This window comes from Burkholderia cepacia GG4 (assembly GCF_000292915.1).
GTDB classification, from domain to species: Bacteria; Pseudomonadota; Gammaproteobacteria; order Burkholderiales; family Burkholderiaceae; genus Burkholderia; species Burkholderia cepacia_D.
The window spans coordinates 2,388,259-2,405,537 of the sequence record NC_018514.1 but is presented as its reverse complement, the minus strand read 5'-3'; the positions used below and the strand labels follow the sequence as shown (position 1 = coordinate 2,405,537).

The window sequence follows — 17,279 nt, the reverse complement described above, 5'->3', positions numbered from 1 at the left end:
TCCGGTGGGATGGGTCCCTCGTGCCGCGATTTCGCGACGACTTCTCGTTCGAGTTCAAAATCCCCAATCATATAAGTCGTACGTGTACTAAAAAGATAATGCATGACTGATTTTCGCAGTGTCGTTTGGCATGATCGGGCTACCACTATCCCGAGTGTTTTCATCGTGACGTCCGGCCCGGCAGGGAATCTGCCGCTGGTCCGCACCCCGGGCGCCGTCACGCCAGGTCATGCCATACAGCACGCTTCAGTCCATCCGCCGCTACCAGAGCATCTCGATGTTCGGGGGCGGCATCGTCGTCACGATCCTGATTCTGATCGCCTGCGGGCTCGGGATCACGTCGATCGTCTACGGCTATCTGGACGGCGAGCGGCGCAATTTCCTGAGCGGTGTCGAGGAAACCGTCGGCGTGGTGCAGGTGGCCGAGACATCGTTCCGTAACGGTGTCACGAATACGCAACTCATCTGGCGCGAGCTTGGCCCGGCGCCGGCCGACGTCACGAAGGCGTTCTTCGACCACGGCCAGCAGCTTGCGATCAAGCCGTATCCGTCGCTGGTGGTCGGCGTGCCGGGGCAAACCGCGCAGCGCGACGACGTCTCGCGCTATCTTGCGCTGTCGTTCCTGCTGTCGCGCATCGGTGCGGCGAGTTCGATCAATCGTGGGCGCACGCTCGAGGGCTATCACTACAGCACGCGCACGGGGGTGTTCGGCTTCGTGCCGCATCTGTCGCGCGACAATCCCGCACTCGCATCGGCCGATGCGCGCGCGCAGGTCCTCGCGGCGCTGCGCGTCGATTTCGACGGCCCGGCACCGGCGTCGAATGACGGTCGGCCACGGGTCCGCTGGTTGCCGCCCTACCTCAATCCCGTGACCGGGCAGGCTCGCATCCGGATTGCCGCCGAGGCGCGCGCCGGCGGCCAGCCGTTCGCGGTGCTGGTCACCGAGTATGCGCCGGAATACCTGTTGTCCTGGCTGCCCGGGCACGGCACGGCCGGCGTGTTCTTCATCACGTCGGCGGACAACCGGGTGATCGCGATCGATCCGGATGTCGAGCGCACCAACGCGCTGACCGAGCGCCTGTTGAAACTCGACGTCGCGCGGGACGGCCACGCGCCCGGCGAGCCGCGCTTTCGCGACGGCGTGATCGTGTTCGACAGCAAGCTCGCGGCAACCGGCTGGACGATCGCCTATGCGCTGTCGTGGGCCGACGTGGCGGCCGGCATCGGCGTGCAGGCCGGCGCGCTCGCGGGCGCAACGCTCGTCGCGATTGTCGTGATGTGGCTGCTGCTCGTGCGCTTCCACCGGCGCGTGCTCACGCCGGTCTACGCACGCTCGGCGCGCGTGTTCGACAGCGAGGCGCTGTGCCGCAGCGTGATCGCGATGGCGCCGGTCGGCATCAGCCTCGTGTCGCTGTCCGACCGGCGCGTGATGCTCGCGAGCGACGCGCTGACGCAAATGCTGTTGCCGCACGGCGGCGATCACCGCGCGCTGTCCGTGCAGGTGCTCGAGAAGTACGATGCGTTCGTCGCGAATGGCGGGGCCGGCCAGGCGATGATGACCGAGCTCGTGCTCGATGCACGCGGCGATGCGCCGCTGCATCTGGAGATCATCGCGCAGGGTGCGCGTTACGAGGGCGAGGACGTGCTGATCGCGATCTTTGCCGATACGACCGCGCAGCGCCGGCTCGTGCATCAGCTCGAGGAGGCGGTGCGCGCGGCCGATTCGGCGAATGCGGCCAAGTCGTCGTTTCTCGCCGCGACGAGCCACGAGATCCGCACGCCGCTGAACGTGATTCTCGGCAATCTCGAGCTGCTCGAACGCACGGCGCTAGATGCATCGCAGCAGAGCCGGGTACAGACGCTGCGCGCGTCGGCCACGGGGCTGCTCGCGATCGTCAGCGACATCCTCGATTTCTCGAAGATCGAAGCCGGCGCGATGTCGGTCGAGTCGATCGAGTTCGACGTGATCACCGTGATCGAACGCGAGCTCGCGGCCTTCGCGTCGGTCGCGAAGGCGAAAGGGCTGGCGCTGTTCGCCGATATCGATGCGGACGGCGCGCAGCGGATGCGCGGTGACCCGACGCGACTCGTGCAGGTGGTCGGCAACCTGTTGGGCAACGCGATCAAGTTCACGAGCGAAGGGCGCATCGTCGTGCGCGTGTCGGTCGGGCGGAATGCGCACGGCGCAGCGGAGCTCGCGATCGGCGTCGAGGATACCGGCATCGGGATCGATCGCGCGCAACAGGCGAGGCTGTTCAAGCCGTTCTCGCAGGTCGACGCGTCGATCACGCGGCGCTACGGCGGCACGGGGCTCGGGCTCGCGCTCTGCGATCGGCTGGTTGCGGCGATGGGCGGGACGATTGCAGTCGACAGTGCGCCGGGCATCGGCAGCCTGTTTACCGTGCGCCTGCCGCTGTGCATGGGGATTGCGCCGAAATCCCCGGTCGGTGCGGTTGCGTGCGCCGGCCAGACGCTGATCGTCGTGTCGCAGGAGGACGCGTGGCGCGCGTTCGCGTTCCCGCATCTGCGTGCATGGGGTTTCGACGTCGCGATGCATCCGAGTCCGATCGGGATTGCCGCAGGGTGCCTCGCGCGTGCACACGCGATCGTGCTTTTCGGCGACTCCGACCATTGGCGGCGCGAGGAGCTCGACAGCCTCGGCGGCGGCACGCCGATCGTGCTGGCGACGCCGGACGGCCCGCTGCAGCCGAACGTCGCGGGCCGCACGATCCGCGTGTCGAGCTATTCGCTGAACGGGCTGCGCACGGCGATCGAGCAGGCCCGCGTCGCCACGGTCGAATTGCCGCGCAGGCCGGGCTGCGCGGCCGATGCCGCCCGGCCGGCGGTGCCGGTTGCCAGCGCGCGTGTGCCGCGCGTGCTGGTTGCCGACGACGCGTCGGTCAACGGGTCGATTTTCCGCGAGCAACTGGACGTGCTCGGCTGCGTGGTCCGGTGCGTGTCGTCCGGCGGCGCGGCGCTCGACACGCTCGCCGGTGGCGCGTGGGACGTGCTGCTGCTCGGTGCCGACCTGCACGACATGTCGGCATGCGAACTGGCGGAGACGGTCCATGCACGCGCGCTGCCGTGCGACATGATCGTCGTGGCATCGCATCTCGCGCCTGACGACGCCCGGCGTTACGCGGCATCGAACGTCGAATGCGTGCTGATCAAGCCGGTGACGCTGGCCGACCTGCGTCGCGGTCTGGCACGTATCGCGCGGCGGCGCGGGATCGCGTTTCACGCTGGCGCGGCGGACGAGCGGCCCGCGTCGAGCGTCATGGCGGTCGCGGCGGCGCACTGGCCGGGACGATAAGAAAAAGCGACGTCAGGGTGACGTAGATCGCCTGCGTCAGAACGGGGAAGGCAGACACGCCGCATCGGTTCGGTGTCGCGTGATTTCGACTGAAGAAGGAAGGGTAAGGCCGTGCGCTATATGGGAAAGGTGTTCGGGCTGCTGCTTGGATTTGCGACGCTACCGGAGAAATCCAGACGGGATTTCCTCACGAAGCTGAACGAATTCATGATGATGTCGCCATCGCAGAAGCGGCGGATCATCACCGAGTGGCAACACGCCGCGGATGATGGGTCGGTCGAACCCGACAAATCCGTGGTCAAACGTTAGGCGGCGGCTCCGGCCGCCCTGCGGGACGCGACCGATCGGCAGCGTCGGGGGCGCTGCCGATCGGTCGCGTGTGGGCGTCGGATCAATGCAGGTTCATGCGGCAACGCCGTGCCGGGCGCGTCGCCCGGCGAGGCTGCGGTTGCATCGGATCGGTGCGGGCGCAAGCCGCCATGCCCGATCGCGTCGCCGCGACGCAGAACCCGTCTATTATCTTAAAATTGCGCTGCGCACCGCCCGGTTCGCCGAACGTTGCAACGCGACCGTGTTGCGGGATCGACTTGAATCACGGCGCGTCGTACAACATGGCACGTTAGGCCGCGTGTATCGGGAGAAGAACAGAGATGGATGAATTTTTTGTGCGAGTGATGGTGGCGGACGATCATCCTTCGGCCGCACTCGGGATGTCGCAGGCGCTCGCGGGCAGCAGCACGATCAAGCTGCTGGGTGCCGTCTCCAATTCGACCGACCTGGTGGCGATGCTCGATGATCAGCAGAGCGACGTACTCGTCGTCGATTACGTGATGCCCGGCGGCAAGTATGGCGACGGCCTGTCGTTGCTGTCGTTTCTCCAGCGTCGCTACCCGGCGCTGCGCCTCGTGACGATCACGATGATCGACAACCCGAGCGTGCTGCTCGCGATTCAGAAGCAGGGCGTCGGATGCATCCTGAGCAAGTCCGATGCGATTTCGCACCTGGTCGGCGCCGTTCATGCGGCGTTCGTCGGGGCAAATTACCTGTCTCCGTTCGTCAAGAAGCTGCTGGAGGAATGCCGTCCGTCCGCGGGTGTCCGCACGCTGACAGCTCGCGAGATCGAAGTCGTGCGGCTTTACGGGGCCGGCCTGACGGTCGGCGAGATCGCCATCCAGCTGCACCGCAGCAAGCAGACGATCAGTTCGCAGAAGTCGAGCGCGATGAAGAAGCTCGGCATTGTCCGCGACGCCGATCTGATTCGCTACGCGAGCGAGGGCCAGTTGCCCGACTCGCCCGCGACCGATGCATAGACGGGCACGCGGCGGGCCGTACCCAACGAACCGCACGACGCATGACGCCGTGCCGGCGCCGATGCGACTTCGACGACACGTATGCCCACCAAACTGAAAACGCTGATCGCGCATACCGCCGCCGCGGGCCGCAGGCCATTCGAGCCCGGGCGCGTCCGGCGTCAGCAGCAATGGCTGCTATATGGGAGCGGCGTGGCGATCACCGTGTTCGTGCTGGTCTGCACGGCACTGGTCGCACGACTCGACCTGCAGGAATCGGTCGTGCGGTTCCGATCGGATTTCCTGGTCCGCAAGGCCGGCCTGCTGGCGGAGATGGAGGTGGTCAGGGCACTCCAGAATCGCTATGTCGAAAACCTCGAGATGATAGCGAGGCATGGCCCGGCTGCATCGCCCGCTACGCTCGGGCGGTTCGTCGACGATCGCGGCAGGTTGGTCGCCGTCGGCCAGGCGGGGCGTGTGACGTTCGCCGCGTTCGCGGTTGCTTCATCGTCGCAATCGGCGAGCGCCTACGCTCCCTTGCTCTGCAGACTGCTGGCGCAGGGCCGGGTCACCGGCATCATGCCGTTGCAGCAACCCGGTGACCCGGGAATGGGCGGATATCTGGTCGATCCGGACGGCAATTTCGTCGTTGTGACCGGCTCTCCGCTGGTCAAGCAGATGCTGGCGCTCCCGGCCGGTTTCGACATCAAGGCACTGGTTCGGCAGTTGCAACCGTCGCGTGAGTTCGTATCGGCGGCGGCCGCACCGGATTACCGGAAGATTCTGCTCGACCGGCGCGAGGACCCGCTGGCCGGGCGCTCGGTGCTGCGGTTCGTGCAGGCGGTGCGCGACGCGCAGGGCAAGCCGATCGCATGGTTCGTCGTGGTCACCTGGCCTGCGATCGACGATTTTCTCCGTTCTTCGGCCGCCGGCAAGGATTATGCGCTGGTGAGTCCGGGCGCGCAGGTCCTGATCGGCCGTGATGCCGATTCCGTGCTGACTGCCCGCGCCGTCGATTTTGCGCAGGCGGCCGGTGGCGAACGGGCGATGGCCCATCGGGTGGGCATGAATATCGTGATCGGCGACCGGATGCCGGGGTTCCGCGAGGTGCTGACCGCGACGATGTCGTGGCGCAGCCTGTTTGACGACGTGGCCGTCCGCCTGGGTATCGCAGTCGGTCTTGCCGTTCTCGCAATCGGAACGGTATGGTTCGTGATCCTGATGTTCGACCGGCGCGCGCTGCGTCCCGCGAACCGTCGCGCCATCCGCCTGATCGAGAGCGAGGCGCTGAACCGCACGCTGATCCGCACGGCACCGGCCGGGCTCATGCTGCTGTCGCTGGCCAATGGCGACACGATGGTGCGCAACGAGGCCGCACTGGCCTACGGCGATACCGGAACGGCGCCGCCGCTCGGCAAGCGTATCTGGCAGGCCTATCAAGGCAGTATCGCGGGCGGGCGGGCGCCACGCGTCGTCACGCACGAGTTGTCGGTCGACCTCGTCGGTGGTGGCACCGCCTATCTTGCCGCGCATATCGTCCGTACGCGTTTTCGCGGTGTCGACGTGCTGCTCTGCACGCTCACCGACATCACCGCACGCAAGCGGGTCGAGCACACGCTGCGCGAGGCGCGTGAAGCCGCGGACGATGCGAACAAGGCGAAGTCGACGTTCCTCGCGACGATGAGCCACGAGATCCGCACGCCGCTGAACGCGATCGTCGGCAACCTCGAGCTGATGGAGCGCGCGCCGTTGCCGACCGACGAGCGGCGACGGTTGAGGACGGTGATGACGTCGTCTGACGCGTTGCTGCGCACGATCAGCGACGTGCTCGACCTGTCGAAGGTCGAGTCCAACCAGATGGTGCTCGAGGCCATTCCGTTCGATCTGCGCGCGCTGGTGCGCGATGTCGCGGCGATCTTTCGCCCGCTCGTCGATGCGAAGGAGCTCGTGCTCGACTGCCGGATTGCATCGGAACTGGCCGATGGGTACGTCGGCGATCCGACCCGCCTGCGCCAGATCGTCTCGAACCTCGTCAGCAACGCGATCAAGTTCACCGAGCGCGGCAGCGTGACGATCGACGTGCGTCCGGCTGCCGCTTTCGGTAATGCGCACGGCGTCGACATCTCCGTGCGCGACACCGGGATCGGCATTCCGCCGGAAGCGCTTCCGACGCTGTTCGACGTATACGTGCAGACGGATTCGTCGATCTACCGGCGGTTCGGCGGCACCGGGCTGGGGTTGCCGCTCTGCGGCCGTCTCGCGCGCTTGATGGGCGGTGCGCTGACGGTCGACAGCCGGCCCGGAGCGGGCACAACGTTCGTCGCGTCGCTGCCGCTTGCGGCGGCGCCGTCCGGGTGGCGTGCCGCGCTCGACGACGCACCGGCAGCGGCTCTCGCGCTGCCGATGCAGGCGGATGACGGCGCGCCGCTACGCGTGCTCGTTGCGGAAGATCACCCCGCGAGCCGTGCGTTGCTGCGCGATCAGCTCGATGCGCTGCACTACGATGCGACGATCGTCAAGAACGGCATGGAGGCAATGCGCGCCTACTTCGCGCAGTCGTTCGACGTGGTGCTGACCGATCTCGGCATGCCGGACCTCGACGGCTTCGCGCTCGCCAATTTCCTGCGCGAGCAGGGTGCGACGGTGCCGGTGATCGCGATGACCGCGCATGCGACCGACGAGGACCGGCGACGGTGCGCGGAGGCGGGCGCCGTGGAGGTGGTGCTCAAGCCGCTGTCGATCGCGGCGCTCGACGCAGTGCTGCGCCGGCATGGCCAACGCGAGCCGACAGCGGGATCGAACCCGGTGGCGGCAAGTGCCGCGCCGGTCATGACGGACGAGATGCGCGACAAGCTACGAACGGCGACGCTGCATTCGCTGGCCGTGATCGATCGTGCGCTTGCGCACGGCGACATCGAGTCCGTCAGGATCGAGTTGCACTCGATGCGCGGCGGTTTCGCGCTGGCGGGCGACGGCGACGCGAGCGACGCGTGCGCGGCGATGGAGCAGACCGTGCATGCCGGCGATCGGCGCGCGCTCGAGGCGGGCTGGCCCGACTGCCGGGAGCACGTCGAGCAGGCGCTCGAGCGGTTGGGGTATCACGGTGCCTGACGGCAGCTCACGCAGGTATTGCAACGGCCGAATGGATCGATCCTCGTATCGGCGTCGGTGGTCATCGACATGACCGCTGACGTCGCGTGTGGAGTCAGCGTTGCACCGTTGAAAGTCAGAGGGACGATGAGCCGCCCGCAGGACTTCAGCGACGTGGCGAGCGGGACGCCGCGCTCGGAGGTCGGCTGCTTCCCGGTGTTTCGCTTCTGCCTCGCCGCTCGGCTGCCGCGCGGGCTCAACCTTCCCGAAAAATCCTGCTGTATGCGCTCAACGCCGGGACCCCGCCGAGATGCGCATACAACACCTTCGACCCCGGTTCGAATTCGCCGCGCCGCACCTTGTCGATCATCCCGTGCATCGATTTCCCTTCATAGACGGGATCGGTCAGCATGCCTTCCAGCCGCGCACACAGGCGAATCGCGTCCAGCGTGCCGTCGTTCGGCAGCCCGTATTCCGGCCCGGCATAACGTGTGTCGAGCACCACGTCCTTTTCTTCGATATCGCGGCCCAGCCCGACCAGCTCGGCCGTATGCCGCGCGATGCGCGTGATCTGTTCGTGCGTGCGCTCGGGCGTCGCCGACGCGTCGATGCCGATCACGCGATCCGCGCGCCCGTCGGCCGCGAAGCCGACGACCATCCCCGCCTGCGTGCTGCCCGTCACCGAGCAGACCACGATGTAGTCGAACTTGAAGCCAAGCTGCGCTTCCTGCTCGCGCACTTCTTCCGCGAAGCCGACGAACCCGAGCCCGCCGAGCGGATGCTCGGAACAGCCGGCCGGAATCGGATACGGCTTGCCGCCCGCCTGCCGTACGCTCTCCATCGCTTCTTCCCAGCTGCGGCGAATGCCGATGTCGAAGCCGTCGGCAACGAGCCGCACGTCGGCGCCCATCATGCGCGACAGCTGGATGTTGCCGACGCGGTCGTACACCGGATCCTCGTAGTTGACCCAGTGCTCCTGCACGAGCACGCACTTCATCCCGAGATGCGCGGCGACGGCCGCGACCTGGCGGGTCTGGTTCGACTGCACGCCGCCGATCGACACGAGCGTGTCGGCGCCTTGCGCAAGCGCGTCGGGGACGAGGTATTCGAGCTTGCGCGTCTTGTTGCCGCCGAACGCGAGGCCGCTGTTGCAATCCTCGCGCTTCGCATACAGCTCGACCTTGCCGCCGAGGTGCGCGCTCAGGCGCTTGAGCGGCTGGATCGGCGTCGGGCCGAACGTGAGCGGATAACGGGGGAAACGTTGCAGATTCATCGACAAGCTCCGAGAGGCGGTGGGCGGGAATTCGAATCGGTCGGGCACGGCCGACACGCCGTGTCCCGATGGAAAAATGATAGGCAGGACCGCGCGAAATGAGCTTGCGAAATAAATAGTGAAGACCTACGTTATCGATAACACGAAGCAGGCATGGATAATTTTGCTTCGTAAAATCGACAGGGGACGCAATGAAATTAGATCGCACCGGCGCGCCGCCGGCCGATGCCACGCCTGCGCTCGATCGCATCGACCGCGCGATCCTGCGGCAGTTGCAGCAGGACGCGTCGATCTCGAACGTGAGCCTCGCCGCGAAGGTGAAGCTGAGCGCGCCGGCATGTCTGCGGCGCGTCGAGCGATTGAAAGAGATGGGGTTGATTCGCGGCATCGTCGCGTTGCTCGATCCGAAGCCGCTGGGCGCCGGGATGCTGGTCGTGATCGGCTTCGTGCTCGATCGTTCGACGCCGGAGGCGTTCGCCGAATTCGAGAAGGCCGCGCAGAAGGTGTCAGGGTGCGTCGAGTGCCACGTGGTGACCGGCGAATTCGACTACTTCATGCTGGTCCGCACGCGCGACAACGAGAGCTTCAACCGTTTGCATGCCGAACAGTTGCTGTACCTGCCCGGCGTGCGGCAGGTGCGCTCGTTCATGGTGCTCAAGGAGATTCTGTCGACGCATGCGCTACCGGTGTAGCGCGGAGCGCCGTCGATTCCCGTTGTTTACGGATATCCCGTTTGGTCAATTGAAAATTCCCGATTGAGTGTATACAATGAGAATTTGAATTAACCCACTTGGGAGTCGCCATGGCAGCAACCACACCTGCGGCCCGTCAGCCTGCCAAGCGGGTTGCCGCGCCCCGCGCCGCGCCGCCGGCGAGGAGCTCGAACGGTCTGGGCGCCGGCAAGGACGATTTCGACACCTTTGGGCGGATGGCGCCGATGGCGCAGCGGCGCGCGATTGCGGAGGGTTTCGACGCGATCATCATCGAGCGCGTCGCGCGCGAGTTGCTCGGCGTGCCGGTTCAGTCCCTCTTGAGCGCGCTGAGCCTGCCCAGCTCGACCATTCTGCGGAAAATTGCCAAACACGACCGGTTGTCGCATGGCGAGTCCGATCGCGTTGCGCGCGTGCTCTACGTACTGGGTCTCGCCACCGATCTGTTTGAGGACGGCGAACGCGCGGCGGCGTGGATGAACCGGGCGAACGCGGAGCTCGACGGTTTGAAGCCGCTCGAAGTGCTCGACGTACAGCCCGGCTACGACCGGGTGCGCGACATTCTGAACCGTGCCCAGTTCGGGGTCGGCGCGTGAGGGTGTATCGTCTCGCGAAAGAACGAAAAGGGCACTACCTGGCCGACGACCTGAGCGGGAACGGCGCGGCGATCGCTGGCGGCCGCTGGAATCCTCGCGGCATGCGGGTGCTGTACACCTGCTGCCATGCGTCGACGTCGTTGCTCGAGGCGCTCGTCCATATGTCCGGTTTGCTTCCCGCTGGCGGATTTTTTTTAGTGACGCTGGACGTGCCCGACACCGTGCATGACCACGCGTATCAGCCGGACCTGCCGGACGATTGGGCGGTACTGTCGCAGGATCCGGAGTCGACCGCCCGGATCGGGCAGGTCTGGCTCGAAGCGGGCGAGCAGCTGGCGATGCGCGTACCGTCCGTCGTCTGCCCGACCGACTTCAACTTGCTGCTGAACCCGCTGCATGCGGATTTTGCTTCAAGTGTGAAAGTGATCAGCAAAGAAGCGTTCGCGCTGGATCCTCGCCTGTTTGGCTAGTCGGACGTATTGTTTCGGTCGACGAATCATCGTCGGCCGGTGCTCGGTCGCGTCGCCCGATCAGCGCTGCCATGGCGCGACGCCTGGATGCGAGGTCTTGCCGAGCCGTTCGCGTGCGGTGTGCAGCACCGCCGCATCGAGTTCCCCGTCGTCGGCCAGCGCCTTCAGCGCGGCGAGCACGATGCTCGCGCGATCAACTTCGAAGAACGCGCGCAGTGCGTCACGCGTGTCGCTGCGCCCGAACCCGTCGGTGCCGAGCGTCACGTAGCGGCGCGGCACGTAGGCGCGGATCAGCTCTGGCACCGCACGCACGTAGTCGGTCGCGGCAATCACCGGGCCGTGTGTTCCTTCAAGCATCCGCGTGACATACGATGATGCCGATCCGTCGCCGAGCCGCGACAGCCGTTCGGCTTCCATCCCGTCGCGCTGCAGTTCGCTGAAGCTAGTGACACTCCAGACGGCTGCATCGATCCCCCAGTCGTCCTGCAGCATCCGCTGCGCGGCGAGCACTTCGCCGAGGATCGCGCCCGCGCCGAACAACTGCACGCGCGAAGTTGCGTTCGACGCGGACGGCAGCCGGTGCATGCCCTTCAGGATGCCCTCGCGTCGCGCCGCCGGATCGTCGTCGGGCATCGACGGCTGCGCGTAGTTCTCGTTCATCACGGTCACGTAATAGAACACGTCGCGTTGCTGCTCGACCATCTCGCGCATGCCGGCGTCGACGATCGTCGCGACTTCGTACGCGAACGCCGGATCGTATGCGCGGCAGTTCGGAATCGTCGACGCCGCGAGATGGCTGCTGCCGTCCTGGTGCTGCAACCCTTCGCCGCCGAGCGTCGTGCGCCCTGACGTCGCGCCGACGAGGAAGCCGCGCGAGCGCTGGTCGGCAGCCGCCCAGATCAGGTCGCTGATGCGCTGGAAACCGAACATCGAGTAGTAGATGTAGAACGGCAGCATCGGCAGGTCGTGCACGCTGTACGACGTCGCGGCGGCGATCCACGACGACACCGCGCCCGCTTCCGAAATCCCTTCCTCGAGGATCTGCCCGCGCGTGTCCTCGCGGTAGTAGAGCATCGAGCCGAGATCCTCGGGTTCGTAGCGCTGGCCGAGCGGCGAGTAGATGCCGACCTGCCGGAACAGGCTCGCCATGCCGAACGTGCGCGCTTCGTCGGCCACGATCGGCACGACGCGCGGGCCGAGGTCGCGATCCTTGATCAGCGCGGCGAGCATGCGCACGAGCGCCATCGTCGTCGACATCTCGCGGCCGGCCGCTTCCAGCGCGAACGCACCCCAGGCCGGCATCGAAGGGACGGTCAGCCCCTTCGATGCCGCCATCCGCCTTCTGGGCAGATAGCCTCCCAGGGCAGCCCGGCGGTCATGCAGGTAACGCATTTCCGGGCTGTCTTCCGCTGGCTTGTAAAACTTCAACTGCTCGACGTCGCCGTCCGACAGCGGCAACCGGAAGCGGTCGCGGAACGCCTTCAGGTCGTCGACGTCGAGCTTCTTCTGCTGGTGGGTCGTCATCCGGCCCTGGCCGGCCGTGCCCATGCCATATCCCTTCATCGTCTTCGCGAGGATCACGGTCGGCTGGCCGCGATGGGCGAGCGCACGTGCATACGCGGCGTGCAGCTTGCGCGCATCGTGGCCGCCGCGGCGCAGGCGGTCGATTTCGGCGTCGGTGAGCTGCGCGGCGAGCGCCTCGAGCGCCGGGTCCTGGCTGAAGAAGCGCGCGCGGTTGTACGCGCCGTCGTTCGCGGAGAAGGTCTGGAACTGGCCGTCGACGGTATCGGCGAACGCGCGGGCGAGCGCGCCCGCGTGATCGCGTGCGAACAGCGGATCCCAGTCGGAACCCCACAACACCTTGATCACGTTCCAGCCGGCGCCGGCGAACAGCGCCTCCAGTTCGTCGATCACGCGGCCGTTGCCGCGCACCGGGCCGTCGAGCCGCTGCAGATTGCAGTTGATCACGAACACGAGGTTGTCGAGCCCCTCGCGCGCGGCGAGCGACAGCGCGCCGAGCGATTCGGGCTCGTCCATCTCGCCGTCGCCGAAGAAACCCCACACGGCGCGGCCGGCGGTGTTCGCGAGCCCGCGATGCTGCAGGTAGCGCATGAAGCGCGCCTGGTAGATCGCGTTGATCGGGCCGATGCCCATCGAGCCGGTCGGGAACTGCCAGAAGTCCGGCATCAGCCACGGATGCGGATACGAACACAGCCCGGGCCCGGCGATTTCGCGGCGGTAGTGGGTGAGATGGTCTTCACCGAGAAAGCCTTCGAGATACGCGCGCGCATAGACGCCCGGCGAAGAATGCGGCTGGAAGTACACGAGATCGCCGCCCGCCCCGCTTTCATTGCCCGCGTCGGCGGGCGTCGCGCGGAAGAAATGGTTGAAGCCGACCTCGAACAGGTCGGACGCCGACGCATAGCTCGCGATGTGGCCGCCGAGCTCGCCGTATGCCCGGTTCGCGCGCACGACCATCGCGAGCGCGTTCCAGCGCAGCGCGGCGGACAGCCGCTCCTCGAGCTCGGCGTCGCCCGGGTAGGGCGGCTGTTCGTGCGCGGCGATCGTGTTCACGTACGGCGTGACGGGGCCGCGCGGTGCCGCGAGCCCGCGGGTGTGCGCATGCGCGGCGAGCCGCCCGAGCAGGTATTGCGCGCGCGCCTTGCCGACGTGCGCGACGACGGCGTCGAGCGCCTCCAGCCATTCGGCGGTTTCTTCAGGGTCGGCGTCGGCGTGAGCTGCGCCCGCGCGCCGCGTGGCATCGATACCGTTCGACAGGTCCGTCATCGCAGGTCTCCAGCGCGCCGGTTCGAGGCGGCGCGCAATCAGTGGCAATCGGTCGGATCATGCTACCCGCCGATCCGCAAAATATGCGTCTGATTTCATTGGGATTTCGCGCGCAGATAGTGTAAATATTCCGGTTGTGGCCACTCTTCCGGAATATTTCGACCATGAGCACCAACCCAAGGCGGCTCGACCGCATCGACATCGGCATCCTGAACCAGCTGCAGCAGAACGCGCGGATCACGAACGCGGAACTCGCGCGCGCGGTGAACCTGTCGGCCACGCCGTGCTTCAACCGCGTGCGCGCGCTGGAGAAGCTCGGGCTATTCCGCCAGCAGGTCACGCTGCTCGACCCCGAGCCGCTCGGGCTGCGGATCAACGTGTTCATCCAGGTCAGCCTCGAGAAGCAGGTCGAGGATGCGCTGCAGCGATTCGAGGAAGCGATCTCGCAGCGGCCCGAGGTGATGGAGTGCTACCTGATGTCGGGCGACGCCGACTATCTGCTGCGCGTCGTGATGCCCGACATGCGCACGCTCGAGCGCTTCATCATCGAGCGGCTGACGACGATTCCCGGAGTGTCGAACATCCGGTCCAGCTTCGCGCTGAAGCAGGTGCGCTACAAGACAGCCCTGCCGCTGCCGGCGGCCGGGCTGACGCTCGTCGATCCGGACGAAGCGGCATCCGACTGGAGTTGAGCGCGCCTGCCGGTCCGTTTGCCGACGAAACGGTGACACTTGCCCGACACCGCCGAAAGTGACGGACGGCAGCGCGGCCGGTCGCCTCCGCGCGAGGTGCCTGGGTCTTCACGACGTCGCATCGCACCTTCGCGTATGCTCGTCCCGTCATCGGCGAAGGCGGCGGCCGCCGGAGCCGGATCAATCGTGTGACGACCCATCAACGAGCGAGGGCACCATGGCAAGACAGACGATGGCGGAATACCTGGCGAAGACGCTGGCGGCAGCGGGCATCGAGCGCATCTGGGGCGTGACGGGCGACAGCCTGAACGGGCTGTCGTTCAGCCTGAGCCAGATCGGCACGATCCGCTGGATGCATACGCGGCACGAGGAAAGCGCCGCGTTCGCGGCCGGCGCGGATGCCGCGTCGACCGGCCGGCTGGCGGTGTGCGCGGGCAGCTGCGGCCCCGGCAACCTGCACCTGATCAACGGCCTGTACGACTGCCACCGCAATCACCAGCCGGTGCTCGCAATTGCCGCGCACATCCCGTCGACCGAGATCGGCCTCGGCTACTTCCAGGAAACCCATCCGCAGGAACTCTTCCGCGAGTGCAGCCACTTCGCCGAACTCGTGACGAACGCGTCGCAGTTCCCGCGCGTGCTCGCGCGCGCGATGCGCACCGCGATCGAAGAGCGCGGCGTCGCGGTGATCGTGCTGCCCGGCGACATCGCGCTCGGCGACGGCCCGGACGAGCTGCCTGCGTGGAGCGAATCGGCGCCGCCGTCGATCCTGCCGGCGGACGCCGATCTCGACCGGCTCGCGGCGCTGCTCAATGCGTCGGACGCGGTCACGCTGCTGTGCGGCAGCGGCACGCAGGGCGCGCACGACGAGGTGGTCGCGCTGGCCGACACGCTCGGCGCGCCGGTCGTGCATGCGCTGCGCGGCAAGCAGTTCGTCGAATGGGACAACCCGTTTGACGTCGGGATGACGGGGCTGATCGGCTTCAGCTCGGGCTATCACGCGATGGAATCGTGCGACACGCTGCTGATGCTCGGCACGGATTTCCCGTACCGGCCGTTCTATCCGTCGAACGCGAAGGTCGCGCAGATCGACTGGAAAGGCTCGCAGCTCGGCCATCGCGCGCCGCTCGCGCTCGGGCTCGTCGGCACCGTGAAGGAAACGATCGCGGCGCTGCTGCCTCGCCTCACGCGCAAGACGCAGCGGCGCTTCCTCGAGAACGCGCTGAAGCACTACGCGGCCGCGCGCAAGGGCCTCGACGATCTCGCGGTGGCCGAGCCGCCGGGCCGCGCGATCCATCCGCAATACCTGACGAAGATCGTCGACGAAGTTGCGGCCGACGACGCGATCTTCACTGCCGATGTCGGCACGCCGACGCTGTGGGCCGCACGCTACCTGACGATGAACGGCAAGCGCCAGCTGCACGGTTCGTTCAATCACGGCTCGATGGCGAACGCGATGCCGCAGGCGCTCGGCGCGCAGGGCGCGCATCCGGGGCGGCAGGTCGTGTCGCTGTCCGGCGACGGCGGGTTGTCGATGCTGCTCGGCGATCTGTTGACCGCACGCCAGCTCAACCTGCCGATCAAGATCGTCGTGTACAACAACAGCCTGCTCGGCTTCGTGTCGATGGAGCTGAAGGCGGCCGGCTATCTCGACACGAACGTCGACCTGAGCCCGACCGACTTCGCGGCGATCGCGAAGGGCGCGGGCATCTTCAGCCTGCGCGTCGAGCATTCGGAGGACGTCGAGCACGCGCTGCGCACCGCGTTCGCGCACGACGGGCCGGCGGTCGTCGACGTCGTCACGTCGAAATACGAACTGGCGCTGCCGCCGAAGATCGAGATCGCGCATGCGAAGGGCTTCAGCCTGTTCATGCTGCGCGCGATCCTGAGCGGGCGGGGCGACGAGATCGTCGAGCTGGCACGGACCAACCTGCGGTGAGGCGGCCGGGCGGCGCGGGTGAGGGGCCCGCGACCGCTCGCTATCGACCTCCGGCCACGGTCCGTCGAGCCTGGCTGGATTCCGATAATGTCGACGCGACACTCACTGCCTGATTGGTCACGGAATTCCGCCGCAGGTCATCATCAGGTATCAGTCGTGGCAAAAGCAGAGGTGGGTTGTGCACTTCTCCCGGATGCAGGCGCACGCTGCATGGCGCAGGTCAGGGTTGCGGTTTTGCATGGCGAATTCACGCCTTGTCGCATCTCGACGTTCAAGACGACCGGCACCGGTTACGGCAAATGCACCGGGCTAGCGTCGGGCGGCATCTTTCGATGGACAGAAATGAGCGGGAAATCATGTCGTAAGCTATGGATACCTGACGAAAACATTCTTCCCGATTTTTGCACGCTCTCGCCAACGTCATTCGCCAGCCATGCCGATACCGTTCCATACGGCCTTGACGGCTTTGCGGAATGCATGCAAATGCGCAGCATCGCCTTCGTTCCAGCGAAGGAAAATAACGAGGCCTTGGCAACTGGACACGATCAAGGCGCCACGCAATTCCCGTTCCTCCGTTGACAGTTCCGGATTGATTTCGCCGACAAGCAGTGCAAAGAGCCTCGTGAACTGCTTCTGTACGTCCACGATGACATCGCGCGCGAATGGCTCATGTTGCGCCAATCCCCAACTTTCGATGACGCCTGCCGACAATCCCGGTTTGACAAAGTCGGCGAAAGCGTCGTCGATGATCGATTCGAGCCGCGCCTGCGGGGAGCGGTTCCTGTTTTCGGCAAACCCTCGAAAGCGTTCGAAGTACCGTCTTGCAATCTCCTCGATCGTGGCGCGTAACAGCGCTTCCCGGGTTGAAAAATAGTGCTGCAGCGTGCTCAGACGAATGCCCGCATCGTTGGCCACGCGGTTGATCGTGTACCCTGCGTACCCCGCGGCAATCAGCACGCCAATCGATACATCGATGATCTCGGGCACCCGGCTCTCCCGATTGCCGCGCCGCCGCACCGGTGCAGTGGTTTGCGGATCAAATATCGCTGCGGAAGTGAGGGTCAGTTTTTTCACGTGCACTCCGTTCTGAGGCGCTGACTGCTTCGCTGTTCAGCGCAAA

Annotated in this window: 12 protein-coding genes; 9 read left to right on the top strand and 3 right to left on the bottom strand. The window is 66.3% G+C overall.

All coding sequences use genetic code 11. The features are described from left to right. Positions 1 to 229 precede the first annotated feature (229 nt). The 4 genes from GEM_RS26430 to GEM_RS26415 all read left to right on the top strand — a co-directional run bounded on the left by GEM_RS26430 (position 230) and on the right by GEM_RS26415 (position 7,713). Positions 230 to 3,313 carry an ATP-binding protein gene (locus GEM_RS26430; protein ID WP_041490841.1) on the top strand — a complete coding sequence of 1,028 codons (3,084 nt, stop codon included), beginning with the start codon at positions 230 to 232 and terminating at the stop codon, positions 3,311 to 3,313. 120 nt (positions 3,314 to 3,433) lie between these two features. After that, positions 3,434 to 3,622: a hypothetical protein gene (locus tag GEM_RS26425; RefSeq protein WP_014900488.1), complete on the top strand. Its 189-nt coding sequence runs from the start codon at positions 3,434 to 3,436 to the stop codon at positions 3,620 to 3,622. A 341-nt stretch (positions 3,623 to 3,963) separates the two neighbouring features. Continuing rightward, entirely contained in the window at positions 3,964 to 4,623 is a 660-nt protein-coding gene (locus GEM_RS26420) for a response regulator (protein WP_014900487.1), read from the top strand. Positions 4,624 to 4,704: 81 nt separating this feature from the next. Continuing rightward, positions 4,705 to 7,713, top strand: a complete 3,009-nt coding sequence (locus tag GEM_RS26415) for a hybrid sensor histidine kinase/response regulator (protein ID WP_014900486.1) — start codon at positions 4,705 to 4,707, stop codon at positions 7,711 to 7,713. 235 nt (positions 7,714 to 7,948) lie between these two features. Here GEM_RS26415 and GEM_RS26410 read toward each other — a convergent pair whose 3' ends face one another. Next, positions 7,949 to 8,965 (bottom strand): 1-aminocyclopropane-1-carboxylate deaminase, encoded by a 1,017-nt coding sequence (locus tag GEM_RS26410; RefSeq protein WP_014900485.1) that lies wholly within the window; start codon positions 8,963 to 8,965, stop codon positions 7,949 to 7,951. A 191-nt stretch (positions 8,966 to 9,156) separates the two neighbouring features. On the opposite strand from GEM_RS26410, the gene GEM_RS26405 reads away from it, so the two are divergent. From GEM_RS26405 to GEM_RS26395, 3 genes are all read left to right on the top strand, one after another. Then, the gene (locus GEM_RS26405; protein WP_014900484.1) at positions 9,157 to 9,657 is read left to right on the top strand and encodes an Lrp/AsnC family transcriptional regulator; all 501 of its coding nucleotides are present in this window, start codon (positions 9,157 to 9,159) and stop codon (positions 9,655 to 9,657) included. Positions 9,658 to 9,767: 110 nt separating this feature from the next. After that, positions 9,768 to 10,271, top strand: coding sequence for an antitoxin Xre/MbcA/ParS toxin-binding domain-containing protein (locus tag GEM_RS26400; protein WP_014900483.1), 504 nt, complete (start codon positions 9,768 to 9,770; stop codon positions 10,269 to 10,271). Next, the gene (locus tag GEM_RS26395) at positions 10,268 to 10,741 is read left to right on the top strand and encodes an RES family NAD+ phosphorylase (protein ID WP_014900482.1); all 474 of its coding nucleotides are present in this window, start codon (positions 10,268 to 10,270) and stop codon (positions 10,739 to 10,741) included. Before GEM_RS26400 ends, GEM_RS26395 begins: the two co-directional genes overlap by 4 nt. Positions 10,742 to 10,801: 60 nt before the next feature. Here the strand turns inward: GEM_RS26395 and mdeB are convergent, their stop codons facing one another. Further along, a complete protein-coding gene (gene mdeB / locus GEM_RS26390; protein ID WP_014900481.1) occupies positions 10,802 to 13,528 on the bottom strand; it encodes an alpha-ketoglutarate dehydrogenase in 2,727 nt (908 codons plus the stop codon). Positions 13,529 to 13,692: 164 nt separating this feature from the next. On the opposite strand from mdeB, the gene GEM_RS26385 reads away from it, so the two are divergent. Next, the gene (locus tag GEM_RS26385; RefSeq protein WP_014900480.1) at positions 13,693 to 14,220 is read left to right on the top strand and encodes an Lrp/AsnC family transcriptional regulator; all 528 of its coding nucleotides are present in this window, start codon (positions 13,693 to 13,695) and stop codon (positions 14,218 to 14,220) included. Between the two features lie 217 nt (positions 14,221 to 14,437). Beyond that, positions 14,438 to 16,159 (top strand): ubiquinone-dependent pyruvate dehydrogenase, encoded by a 1,722-nt coding sequence (gene poxB, locus GEM_RS26380; RefSeq protein WP_014900479.1) that lies wholly within the window; start codon positions 14,438 to 14,440, stop codon positions 16,157 to 16,159. A gap of 420 nt (positions 16,160 to 16,579) precedes the next feature. Here the strand turns inward: poxB and GEM_RS26375 are convergent, their stop codons facing one another. After that, positions 16,580 to 17,233: a TetR/AcrR family transcriptional regulator gene (locus GEM_RS26375; RefSeq protein WP_014900478.1), complete on the bottom strand. Its 654-nt coding sequence runs from the start codon at positions 17,231 to 17,233 to the stop codon at positions 16,580 to 16,582. Positions 17,234 to 17,279 lie beyond the last annotated feature (46 nt).